This is a genomic window from Asticcacaulis sp., assembly GCF_051954415.1.
In the GTDB taxonomy this organism is placed as follows: domain Bacteria; phylum Pseudomonadota; class Alphaproteobacteria; order Caulobacterales; family Caulobacteraceae; genus Asticcacaulis.
On sequence record NZ_JBQCHT010000039.1, the window covers coordinates 44,936 to 56,870 of the forward strand.

Annotated in this window: 11 protein-coding genes and 1 pseudogene; 10 read left to right on the forward strand and 2 right to left on the reverse strand. The window is 60.1% G+C overall.

The window, feature by feature from the left end:
• Positions 1 to 169: 169 nt before the first annotated feature.
• The 7 genes from ACTHND_RS15000 (at position 170) to ACTHND_RS15030 (ending at position 8,762) form a co-directional block, all read left to right on the forward strand.
• Positions 170 to 688, forward strand: a complete 519-nt coding sequence (locus ACTHND_RS15000; RefSeq protein WP_440178765.1) for an Lrp/AsnC family transcriptional regulator — start codon at positions 170 to 172, stop codon at positions 686 to 688.
• The gene (locus ACTHND_RS15005; RefSeq protein WP_440178767.1) at positions 685 to 1,950 is read left to right on the forward strand and encodes a tetratricopeptide repeat protein; all 1,266 of its coding nucleotides are present in this window, start codon (positions 685 to 687) and stop codon (positions 1,948 to 1,950) included. The genes ACTHND_RS15000 and ACTHND_RS15005 overlap by 4 nt, the downstream gene beginning before the upstream one ends.
• Before the next feature lie 94 nt (positions 1,951 to 2,044).
• Positions 2,045 to 3,598 (forward strand): ABC-F family ATP-binding cassette domain-containing protein, encoded by a 1,554-nt coding sequence (locus tag ACTHND_RS15010; protein ID WP_440178768.1) that lies wholly within the window; start codon positions 2,045 to 2,047, stop codon positions 3,596 to 3,598.
• Between the two features lie 121 nt (positions 3,599 to 3,719).
• Positions 3,720 to 6,131, forward strand: a complete 2,412-nt coding sequence (locus tag ACTHND_RS15015; RefSeq protein ID WP_440178769.1) for a glycoside hydrolase family 95 protein — start codon at positions 3,720 to 3,722, stop codon at positions 6,129 to 6,131.
• Positions 6,132 to 6,548: 417 nt separating this feature from the next.
• Entirely contained in the window at positions 6,549 to 7,067 is a 519-nt protein-coding gene (locus ACTHND_RS15020) for a hypothetical protein (RefSeq protein ID WP_440178770.1), read from the forward strand.
• A 194-nt stretch (positions 7,068 to 7,261) separates the two neighbouring features.
• Complete coding sequence (locus ACTHND_RS15025) at positions 7,262 to 7,765, forward strand: winged helix-turn-helix transcriptional regulator (protein WP_440178771.1); 504 nt, start codon at positions 7,262 to 7,264, stop codon at positions 7,763 to 7,765.
• A 169-nt stretch (positions 7,766 to 7,934) separates the two neighbouring features.
• On the forward strand, positions 7,935 to 8,762 hold the full coding sequence (locus ACTHND_RS15030) for an endonuclease/exonuclease/phosphatase family protein (protein WP_440178772.1): 828 nt from the start codon (positions 7,935 to 7,937) through the stop codon (positions 8,760 to 8,762).
• Between the two features lie 33 nt (positions 8,763 to 8,795).
• On the opposite strand, the gene ACTHND_RS15035 is transcribed toward ACTHND_RS15030, so the two are convergent.
• Positions 8,796 to 9,098, reverse strand: coding sequence for a DUF883 family protein (locus ACTHND_RS15035; RefSeq protein ID WP_440178773.1), 303 nt, complete (start codon positions 9,096 to 9,098; stop codon positions 8,796 to 8,798).
• Positions 9,099 to 9,303: 205 nt separating this feature from the next.
• Here ACTHND_RS15035 and groES point away from each other — a divergent pair, with 205 nt between their 5' ends.
• From groES to ACTHND_RS15050, 3 genes are all read left to right on the forward strand, one after another.
• Positions 9,304 to 9,594 (forward strand): co-chaperone GroES, encoded by a 291-nt coding sequence (gene groES, locus ACTHND_RS15040; protein WP_414993877.1) that lies wholly within the window; start codon positions 9,304 to 9,306, stop codon positions 9,592 to 9,594.
• Between the two features lie 56 nt (positions 9,595 to 9,650).
• On the forward strand, positions 9,651 to 11,297 hold the full coding sequence (gene groL, locus ACTHND_RS15045) for a chaperonin GroEL (RefSeq protein WP_440178774.1): 1,647 nt from the start codon (positions 9,651 to 9,653) through the stop codon (positions 11,295 to 11,297).
• A gap of 117 nt (positions 11,298 to 11,414) precedes the next feature.
• Positions 11,415 to 11,822 (forward strand): hypothetical protein, encoded by a 408-nt coding sequence (locus ACTHND_RS15050; RefSeq protein WP_440178775.1) that lies wholly within the window; start codon positions 11,415 to 11,417, stop codon positions 11,820 to 11,822.
• Here the strand turns inward: ACTHND_RS15050 and ACTHND_RS15055 are convergent.
• A pseudogene (locus ACTHND_RS15055) lies at positions 11,809 to 11,935 on the reverse strand (IS5/IS1182 family transposase); the annotation flags it as partial. The gene ACTHND_RS15050 and the pseudogene ACTHND_RS15055 overlap by 14 nt on opposite strands.

An 11,935-nucleotide genomic window follows, 5' to 3' on the forward strand; every position in this document is an offset into this window, starting at 1 on the left:
ATATTCGGCGGAATTACAGCCCTTTGCCGCCAATTTCCTGCGTGGATATCCATTAGCCGCAGTTTTGTTTCATTTGTCGCGTCTTCGCGCGTTTTTGGGTAGAAATTTCCGCTGTTTATGGCCAGTAATAGAGGACTGCTGTGCATTGCCGCGTTTTTGGGGGTAAATCTTGTCCGATCTGATCGATGAACTCGACGCACGTATCCTGGAACTGATCCAGGAAGACGCCTCGCTGTCCGTGGCCGACCTGGCGGAGCGTGTCGGGCTGTCGCCCTCGCCCTGCTGGCGGCGTATCAAGCGGCTCGAAGACCTGGGCGTGATCCGCAAGCGGGTGACGGTGCTCGACTCCGAGAAGCTGGGCCTGGGCTTCGAGGTCTATATCTCGGTCAAGCTGGCCCTGCCCTCGCGCGCCAATCTGGAAGCCTTCGAGGCGCGACTGGAAAACTGGCCGGAGGTCGTCAGTTGCCAGACGGTCACCGGCCATGAGGACTATATGCTGCGGGTGATGACGCGCGACATGCACGCCTATGACGACTTCCTGCGCGACAAGCTGCTGGCCTCGGACCTCGTCTCCGGTGTCGAAAGCCGCATCATCATGCGCAGCGTCCGCCAGACCACGGCGGTGCCGATCAGCCTGGTGGTCGACATGACGAAAACAGAAACGCCCAAGACGGCCGCTGGCAAATGAAGCGCCTGATCCTCACCTCAACCCTGATCATGGTCCTGGTGGCGACCGCCCACGCTCAGACCGTTGATCCGGCCTCCGATCTCGGCCGCTTCCGTACCCTTCGCGGCGACGGCATGACCGCGCTCGACAAGGGCGACACCGCCACGGCGCTCGATGATTTCGACAAGGCCCAGGCCATCATGCCGGATTCGCCCTCCATTCCGCTGCTGCGCGCGCAGGTCTTCCTGGCGCAGAAGCGCAAACCGGAAGCCAGGGCCGCCCTGCTCGATTACCTGAAGCGCGGCAACCAGCTCGACCTCGCCAAAAACACCGATTTCAATGCCGTCTGGAATGCGGACCTGGAAAACCAGCTCCAGCTCAACCAGACGCCGGTGGGCGACATGGAGGGCCTGACCGCGCTCAAGGGTTTCAATATCGTGGAGGGGCTGGCCTATCTGCCCGACCAGCAACAGCTTTTCCTGACCAGCATTCATGACGGCAAGGTTATCGTCCTGTCGCCCGAAGGGGCGCGCGATGTCATCAATTTCCGGCCCGGTGTCGCCGCCTACGGCCTGGGTTTGCGCGATGGCACGCTTTACGCCGCCACGGTCCACAGCCGCCTGACCCAGGGCTATGATGCGGCCAAGCCGATCAATTCCAAGATCGTTGCCTTCAGCGCCGCAGACGGCAAGGTGCTGAGGGCGGTCAGCGATCCGGCGAAAAAGGACCGCGAATTCGGCCATCTGCTGCTGGGCCGTGACGACCTCTATGTCACCGATACCGCCCACGGCGAGGTGCTGCGCCTGACCGGCTATGGCGACACGCTGGAAACCCTGATCCCCGAAGGCTATATGGACAGTCCGCAGGGCCTGGCCGAAAATGCCGACGCCACGGCCCTGATGGTGACGGACTTCACCTCCGGCCTTTATCGCGTCGATCTGACCACCGGCGCCATGGCGCGTCTGCTGCCGCCGGCTGATGGCAACCTGTTGGGCATCACCTCGCTCAGCCGCTATGGCAATGACCTGATCGCCGTGCAGAACGGCCTAAAGCCCAACCGCATCCTGCGCCTGCATATGTCGGCAGACTGGAACCAGGTGGATTCGGTCGAACTCCTGCTGCGGTCGCCAAAGCTGCTGTCACAGCCGACGCAAGGCACGGTGGCGGGTGACGAGTTCGTCTTCGTCGCCGACAGCCAGTGGAGCAATCTCGACGATCAGGGCAATGCGAAATCCGATACCCCCGCCCCGGCGGTGATCGGCGTGATCAAGCTGAAGCCTTAACGCCTGCAAACTCTGGACGAACGGGCGCCGCCACTGTAGAGGGCTGCCCGAGGCTGCGCACATCGCTGGCGGCCTGCCCCATATTGAGTAAGTAATGATCCGTCTCGACAATATCAGCAAGCAGAACGGCCACCAGATCCTGTTCATCGATGCCTCGATGGGCATTCAGAAAGGCGAGAAGGTCGGGCTGGTCGGCATCGATCCCGGCCTGACGATCGGCTATTTCAGCCAGGAGGTCGGCGAGATGTCTGGCCAGAGTGCCGTGGCGGCCGTAATGGATGGCGTCGGCCCCGTCAGTGCGCTGGCCGCCGAAATGGCGCAACTGGAAGCCGCCATGGCCGATCCGGATCAGGCGGATGGGTTTGACGCCATTATCGAGCGCTATGGCGACGTGCAGGCACGTTTCGAGGAACTGGACGGTTATTCCGTGGAAGCGCGGGCGCGCGAAGTGCTGGCGGGCCTGAGCTTCAGCCAGGAACGCATGGACAGCGATGTCGGGCTTCTTTCCGGCGGTTGGAAGATGCGCGTGGCCCTGGCCCGTATCCTGCTGATGCGTCCGGATGGCATGTTGCTCGACGAACCCTCCAACCACCTCGATCTCGAAAGCCTGATCTGGCTGGAAAGCTTCCTGAAGAATTACGACGGCGCCCTGCTGATGACCTCGCACGACCGCGCCTTCATGAACCGCATCATCGGCAAGGTGGTCGAAATCGATGGCGGCTCGCTCATCACCTATTCGGGCGATCTCGATTTCTACGAACAACAGCGCGCGCTTACCGAAGCCCAGCGCCAGGCGCAATATGAGCGCCAGCAGGCCATGCTGGCCAAGGAAATCAAGTTCATCGAACGCTTCAAGGCCCGCGCCTCACACGCCGCCCAGGTCCAGAGCCGGGTGAAGAAGCTCGACAAGATCGAAAAAGTGGAGGCGCCGCGCCGCCGCCAGACTATCCAGTTTGAATTCCGCTCACCACCGCGGTCGGGCGATGACGTGCTGAACCTGCGCAATGTCCACAAGAGCTATGGCAGCCAGTCGATCTATTCCGGGCTCGATTTTCTGGTGCGCCGCAAGGAGCGCTGGTGCATCCTGGGCGCCAATGGCGCTGGCAAGTCCACCCTGCTCAAGCTGGTGGCCGGCGACACGAAACCCGACCAGGGCACGGTCGGCATCGGCGCCAGCGTGAAGATGGGCTATTTCGCGCAGCACTCCATGGATTTGCTGGACGGCGAGGAAACAATTTTCGAGTCGCTGGATGGGTCGTTTCCGCAGGCGGGTCAGGGCGCTCTGCGCACCCTGGCGGGCTGTTTCGGCTTCTCCGGCGACGATGTCGAAAAGCCCTGCCGCGTGCTCTCCGGCGGCGAAAAGGCGCGCCTGGTCATGGCCAAGATGCTGTTCGATCCGCCCAACCTGCTGGTGCTCGACGAACCGACCAACCACCTCGACATGACCACCAAGGAAATGCTGGTGGCGGCCCTGGCCGATTTCGAGGGCACCATGCTGTTCGTCTCGCACGACCGCCATTTCCTGGCGGCCCTGTCGAACCGCGTTCTGGAACTGACCCCGGAAGGCGTGCATCGCTATGAAGGCGGCTACAGCGAATATGTGGCGCGCACGGGCCAGGAAGCGCCCGGCCTGCATCCCGGCGGGTAAGGGGCGTATCCGGCGTAATTATGCGTCCGGATGTAAACCGTGTCTTGACGAGATAATTTCACCTGTCAAATTGTTACCATATATGCAAATATGGCCGCAACAACAGGGATGAATAACTGAAATGGGACAGACGCCGACCGACTCTGCCGGGCTGATCAGCCGCCGACACATGCTCACCGGTTCGCTGGCGCTCAGCCTCCTGCCGGCCCTCGCCCAGGCTCAGGCTCAGGCTCAGGCTCATAACACAGGGCTTACAGGAACCGGACCGACCAAACGCCTGTCTTTTCAAAAGCCGGCCACGCACATGATGGAAGCCCTGCCGGTCGGCAATGGGCGCATGGGCGCAATGGTCTATGGCGGCGTGGCGACCGAGCGCCTGCAACTCAACCATATCGAACTCTGGGCCGGGCGCAGCGTGGACGACAACCCGCGCGGCGTTCCGGATGTCCTGCCAGAGATCCGGCGCCTGTTGTTTGCCGGCCAGAGGGCGGAGGCGGAAAAGCTGGCCCAGAGCCGGATGATGCCCCAGATGAATTTCGAGGACTTCGGCACGTACCAGATGCTGGGAAACCTGACTCTTTCCTTCGATCATGGTGACACCGCGACGGATTACCGGCGTGACCTGGACATGTCCGATGCGATGGCTGCCACCGAATACAGCATCGATGGCGCGCGATATCGCCGCTCGGTGATCGCTTCCTTCCCGGACAAGGCGCTTCTGATCCGACTGGAAACAACGGCGAAAGCGGGGCTCAACCTTACGCTCAACCTGTCGCGCACCCAGGACGCACAGGTGTCGCATGAGGGCGACCACCTCCAGTTGACCGGCAAACCTCAGCCCTTTGGCGTGACCTTCGCCGCCTGCCTCAGTTGTACGCTGGACAGCGGATCAATAGAGCCCATCGATGGTGGCTACCGGATTAAAGGCGCGCGGAGCGTCCTGATCCGCGTCACTTGTGAAACGGACCTTTTCCAGCCCGATCCCGGCGGCCGGACCCAGGCCGCGATGACGGTCGCCAAAACGAAAACCTGGGAGCAAGCTGTGTCCCTACAGCGCGCAGACCATAAGGCGCTGTTCGACAGGATCGACCTGTCGCTCGAACCGGCATCCAATTCCGACGCCGCAAAAATCGATAATGCGCTTGCTGAATCCTATTTCAATTTCGGCCGCTACCTGTTCATTTCCGCCTGCCGGCCGGGTTCCCTGCCCCCCAATCTGCAGGGCCTGTGGTGCGATGGCTTTAGCCCGCCGTGGCAGTGCGACTATCACATCAATATAAATCTGCAGATGAATTTCTGGCCGGCCGAGGTCTGCGGCCTGGGAGACCTGCATCAAAGCCTGTTCGATTACGCCCGGCGACTAAAGCCCTTCGGCGAAAAAACGGCCAAAACGGTCTATGACTGCAACGGCATGGTCGCCCACTACACGACCAACCCCTGGGGCCACACGGCACAGGATGGCAATACGCAATACGGCCTGTGGCCCGAAGGGCTGGCCTGGCTGTCGCTCCATTTCTGGGAACATTATCTTTTCACGCGCGACGACCGGTTCCTTGCCGATCAGGCATACCCCTTCCTGCGCTCGGCCGCGGATTTCACCCTCGACTATCTGGTCGAGGATCCCGTCACCGGCAAACTGGTCGCCGGCCCGACCGTTTCGCCGGAAAACGGATACCGCCTGCCCGACGGCATGGTGGCCTATGTCGACATGGGGCCGACCATGTCGCAATCCATGGCCTTCACGGTCCTGACCCACGCGTCTCAGGCGGCACAGGCTCTGTCGATCGACGCCGATTTCGTCGCACGCTGCCAGACGACCATAGCCCGGCTTGACCGCATGAAGATTGGCACCGACGGACGCGTGCTGGAATGGAGCGAGCCCCTGGCGGAAGGGGAGCCGGGACACCGCCATATTTCCCACCTGTTCGGACTTTACCCAGGGATCGAAATCGATCCGGCGCGCACGCCGGACTTGGCTGCGGCAGCTCGGAAAACGATCGAGGCGCGCCTGCAGCACGGCGGCGGCCAGACGGGCTGGAGCGCGGCCTGGCTCACCATGTATCGCGCCCGGCTGGGCGATGGCCCTGAAGCCCATGCCATGCTGCAAAAGCTGCTCACCGATTCCACTGCGCCAAATCTGTTCGATACCCATCCGGGCGATCCGGATCCGATATTCCAGATCGACGGAAATCTGGGCGCCACGGCCTCCATCCTGGAAATGCTGGTGCAGAGCCACACAGATGAACTGCGCCTGCTGCCCGCCCTGCCTGATGCCTGGGCCAGCGGACAGGTCAGAGGCGTCAGGGCGCGCGGCGGGCTGGCGCTTGATATGCAATGGCGGAACAGTGTCGTCACTTCGCTGATCTTGCGCCCAACCCGCGATATAATGGTGAAACTCGCACTGCCGCAGGGGCAAACGCTGCACGGCCCATCGGGCGTCAGAACAGGCATCAGTATTGGGCATGACGAAGCGATATCCCTGCGCGCCGGCCGGACCTACCGCTTCAAGCCAGATACCACTCGGTCTCTCTGACGGCAGACTCTCCGTGGCGGCACGTTCCGGATCGGTTACCAAAACGTGATCCATTTACCGCTTGCCAATTCTGAATTGCGATTTATTCTCAATTGCATAATTGGAGTCGCCCTTATGATGTTACTGAGTCTCGGACCGGACGCCCTGGTCGCCCTTTTACGCACACAGGACCGCCGGACCGCACCGAACAATCGGTGTCTGTTCGCGGAAACCGTCACTGAGTCACCTCGGAAGTCCGGCCAGTCGTCCGCATTTCCTTCATTTTTACAATCGTCTAATTAGTTAACAAATTATTATTGTCATCCGGCCGCCTCTGTGGCAAATCTGGCACCAGCCTTGCGTGCCCCCCACGCAAAGGGTTTGAGACTGTACCGAAAACGGACAGCCGGCCCGCAGGCTCAAGGTGTGGAAATGCGTATGCGAACTGTTGTTCTGGGAACTCTTCTGGCCGGTCTGGCCGCCGGCGGCCTGATGATCGCCAGCCTGGCCGATGCCGCCACGCTCATGCCCGATTTCAACACGTTCAGCCGCTCCGGTCAGTCCATTGCCCGCACGGGTGATTTCGACGGCGACAGCCGTACCGACGAGCTCTACATGGTCAGCGAAGCCGACACAGGCCGCGTCGCCATCCATGTCCGCCTGAATACAGTCAAAGGTGAGCAGGATATCCGCGTCACCAGCATCGACAGCGGCAACACCACGCCTAACCTGCATGTCGCCGCTGCCGGCGTCTATCAGGCCGATTGCGGCACCTACACCACCGATTGCGCCGCCGCCGGCATCCGCACCACGCAGGACAGCCTGATTCTCGGCCTCGACGGCGATACCACCGTGCTATTGCACTGGCAGGGCGATCATTTTGAAACCGATTTCATCAGAAATGACGAAGCCCGCATGGCACGCGCCTTTTCCGCGCTCTACGCCCTTAATCGCTGATCGCGCTAATAAATAAATACAAACAAGGAGATGGCCGAACCGCCTTATTTATAAGGTGGTAAGATAAGCCTGCGCGCCATATTATCTTTGCATTATCTTTCATTCTCCACATATTGTTAAAATTATTTTGCTTGGTTATGCGCCGCCGGCATGGCTAGAATGCTTCGCAATAACCGAAAAAGTAAGAGTTTCATATGGGCCGATCCGCAGATTACAGCAAGCAGAGGTGCGCCATCGCGGCCAGCCTTGAAATCGTCGGCGAGCCCTGGACCTTGCTGATCATCCGCGATGCCTTTGACGGCCTGTGCCGGTTCGAGCAGTGGCAGGAAGCCCTGGGCCTGGCGCGCAATGTGCTGGCCGCCCGCCTGAAACACCTCGTTGCCCACGGTATTTTCGAGCAGCGCCTCTATTGCGAACGCCCGCGCCGCTATGAATATGTCCTGACCCAGAAGGGCCGCGAACTGCGCCCGATGATCGTCTTCATGAGCGACTGGGGCGCCCGCCATGTCTATGGTGAGGAAAAGCCGGTCACCGAGTTCATCCATGAAGCCTGCGGCCACTCGCTCAGCCCGGTGGCGCACTGCGCCCACTGCGAACAGCGCGTGCAGATGACCGATCTGCTGTCACAGCAAAATCCAGACGCCAAGTCGATCGGCGAACTGAACCGCGCCCGCCTCGTCGCCGAAGAGATTGACTAAAGTCAAATCCTTACCGTCCGGTTGCGTTAGGCTCACGAGTGCGACCTCATAATGAGCACTTTCCGAAAAGTGTGATGCACTTTTCGGATTAAAAAGTGCGTTAAGCAAAGAATCGGAGCGCCGATCTGCTTCTATCAGATCGGAAAACGCTCCCGGCGGAGGATTGAATATGCGTACCTTAAGTCTGGCGGCCGCCCTGATCCTGCTGGCCGCACCGGCACAGGCCGAAACCCTGCGGCTGATGAGCTACAATATCCGCGTCGATGTCAGCGGCGACAATCCGCGCTGGGCCGAACGCCGCGATCCGATGGCCAGGCAGATTGCCTTCACCGCGCCGGATATTTTCGGCGTCCAGGAAGCTGCCCAAGGCGCCGTGGCCGACCTCGCCGACCGCCTGCCGGGCTATGACCATTATGGCATCGGCCGCGATGACGGCGTCAATGGCGAAACCACCACGCTTTTCTATGACCACACGCGGTTTCTGCGCGTCGATGCCTCGACGCAGTGGTGCTCGAAAACGCCGGACGTGCCCGGCAAGGACGCCGACGCCGCCTATCCGCGCACCATTACCCGCCTGATCCTGCGCGACCGGCAAAGCGAGCGCCTGCTCGATGTCCGCAATACCCATTTCGACAATGTGGGCGAGGTGGCGCGCGCAAACTGCGCCCGACAGCTTGAAGCCATCCCGCCCTATCCGGGCGCGATTGTGCTGATCATGGGCGACTTCAATACCGGCACGGACAGCGCACCCTACCGCATCCTGACGGCGGACGGCGGCCTGAACCTGAAGGATGCCCGCGTGGGCGCCACCATCGATTTCGGCCCGCCGGGCACCTTCAACGGCTTCGATATCAGAAAGACCAATGGCGAAGCGATCGACCATATCTTTGTCGGCCGCGCGCTCACCGTCGCGCGCTTCGGCGTACTCACGGACAGCTTTGGCGGCCGGGTGATCTCGGATCACTTCCCGATCGTAGCGGATGTGGTTTTGCCATAAAAAACGCCCCCCTGCATCAGGGGGCGTTCAAACTTAGCGGCGGTCGCCGCGGATCAGCAGGGCGCCGAGAATAAAGCCGACACCCAGGGCAATCGCCACCGACGGCAGAGGGTTTTCCTCGATCTTGTGCTTTGCCTGGCTGGTATACCGCTTCACATCGTCCGCGGCATGATCGGCGAAATCACGCACCTTCGCCTCGGCTTCCTTGGCGCGTTCGGCCACCACATGCGTGGCGTGCTCGACCTCGTGCTTGATCATCTCGGAAATCGACTGGACATCGCCCTCATTCAGCGACTCGATCTTCTTGGCGGCGGCCTTGGCCTTGGCAGACAACATAACGGGCTCCTCAGAATTATGGTCAGAATTAAACCTACTCAGAATATAGTGATTAAACGGTTCGGATTTCAGTCGGTTTTATAATTTTTTTGTGTGCCGCCGCCCTTGACTCGTTCCAGAGCCGCGCCTATCTCCCGGCTGCCTTGGCACTCACCAGTGGCGAGTGCTAACACGCATATTAATCACAATGGAATGGAGACATCCAATGAGCTTTCGCCCGCTAGGCGACCGCGTTCTGGTCAAGAGAGTCGAAGAAGAAGCCAAGACCAAGGGTGGCATCATCATCCCCGACACCGCCAAGGAAAAGCCGCAGGAAGGCGAAGTCGTCGCCGTCGGCCCCGGCGCCCGCAATGACAAGGGCGATGTCGTCGCCCTCGACGTCAAGGCCGGCGACCGCGTCCTGTTCGGTAAGTGGGGCGGCACGGAAGTCAAGATCGACGGCGAAGACCTGTTGATCCTGAAGGAATCCGACATCCTGGGCATCGTCACCCGCTAATCGCGGACGCCTCCTGAACCCTTATAATTCAACGCCAAAAGATAGGAATATCCACAATGGCTGCCAAACAAGTTCTCTTTGGTTCCGACGCGCGCGAAAAGATGCTGCGCGGCGTGAACATCCTCGCCAACGCCGTGAAGGTGACCCTGGGCCCCAAGGGCCGCAACGTCGTGCTCGACAAGTCCTTCGGCGCCCCGCGTTCCACCAAGGACGGCGTCTCCGTCGCCAAGGAAATCGAACTGGAAGACAAGTTCGAAAACATGGGCGCGCAGATGATCCGCGAAGTCGCCTCCAAGACCAACGACAAGGCCGGTGACGGCACCACCACCGCCACTGTTCTGGCCCAGGCCATCGTGCAGGAGGGCCTCAAGGCCGTCGCCGCCGGCATGAACCCGATGGACCTGAAGCGCGGCATCGACAAGGCGGTCACCGTTGTCGTCGAGCAGATCAAGGCGTCCTCCAAGAAGGTCACCACCAACGGCGAAATCGCTCAGGTCGGCACCATCTCGGCCAACGGCGACCTCGAAGTCGGCGAAATGATTGCCAAGGCGATGGAAAAGGTCGGCAATGAAGGCGTCATCACGGTTGAAGAAGCCAAGACCGCCGAAACCGAACTCGACGTCGTCGAAGGCATGCAGTTCGACCGCGGCTACCTGTCGCCCTACTTCATCACCAACCCGGACAAGATGGAAGCGGTCCTCGAAGACCCGTACATCCTGGTGTTCGACAAGAAGATCTCGTCGCTCCAGCCCATGCTGCCGATCCTCGAAGCTGTCGTCCAATCGGGCCGTCCGCTGCTGATCATCGCCGAAGACGTTGAAGGTGAAGCCCTCGCCACCCTGGTTGTCAACCGCCTGCGTGGCGGCCTGCGCGTCGCTGCCGTCAAGGCCCCTGGCTTCGGCGACCGCCGCAAGGCCATGCTGGAAGACATCGCCGTCCTGACCAAGGGCGAAGTGATCTCCGAAGACCTCGGCATCAAGCTGGAAACCGTCTCGCTCGACCAGCTCGGCCGCGCCAAGAAGGTGACCATCACCAAGGAAAATACCACCATCGTCGATGGCGTCGGTGAGAAGTCCGACATCGAAGCCCGTATCGGCCAGATCAAGAAGCAGATCGAGGAAACCACCTCGGACTACGACAAGGAAAAGCTGCAGGAACGTCTGGCCAAGCTGGCCGGCGGCGTTGCCGTCATCCGCGTCGGCGGCTCGACCGAAGTCGAAGTCAAGGAAAAGAAGGACCGCGTCGATGACGCCCTGAACGCGACCCGCGCGGCCGTTGAAGAAGGCATCGTCCCCGGCGGCGGCACCGCCCTGCTGAAGGCCTCCAAGGCCCTGGCCGGTCTGGAAGGCATCAACTCCGACCAGACCGCCGGTATCGCCATCGTGCGCAAGGCCATCCAGGCCCCGCTGCGTCAGATCGCTGAAAACGCCGGCGTCGAAGGCTCGGTGGTTGTCAACGCCATCCTGGCTTCGGAAAGCGCCACCTACGGCTTCAACGCCCAGACCGAAAAATACGTCGATCTGGTGGCCGATGGCGTTATCGATCCGGCCAAGGTTGTCCGCACGGCCTTGCAAGACGCCGCTTCGGTGGCCGGCCTGCTGATCACGACGGAAGCCGCCGTGACCGACGCGCCGAAGAAGGAAGCCGCTGCCCCCGCCATGCCGGGCGGTGGTATGGGCGGCATGGGCGGTATGGATTTCTAATCCATCCCAACCACCGACTGAGAATGGAAAGAGCGGGTCGCAAGACCCGCTCTTTTTTTGTTTGAAAGTAATAACTGGATAACAGATACTACAACCTCCGATTATGATGAGGCAGTTATGAGATTGATAGGTTTAATTGACCCAAACAGGATTAAAAACATCCCGTTTAAACATCAAGCTCAGCACGAATTTTGCTTTCACCTGCACGATTTAATGGCTCAATTATTGGTAGAAATGGAAGCAAATGATGATGGCGTATCCTTTAATATAGAGACTGAGGAAGATCTTCACCTATTTAAAAGCGGAATCCATCCCCTAGATTTTCTTGCCCAGTCAGGTCGAGAAGCGCTAGAGCGTCGCGCAGTTATCAACCATATGTCGCGAGCTCTTTATGCCGACATGTTGCATTTTATATATGAAGGTTTGATAGCGCTAGAAAAGCGAAAATTTTCAGTCGCTTTTGCACTTTTGCGGAAACCTTTTAAGGAAGGAATGTTGCTAGGCCGTAGACTCATAACGCTTTGATCCAGATTCTGGTGGCGACGATCTTTACGGCTGCCAGAAAATTCAGAGGGTTTTTGTCGTAGCGAGTGGCAATACCTCTGAATTGCTTGAGTTTATTGAAGAAGCGTTCGACC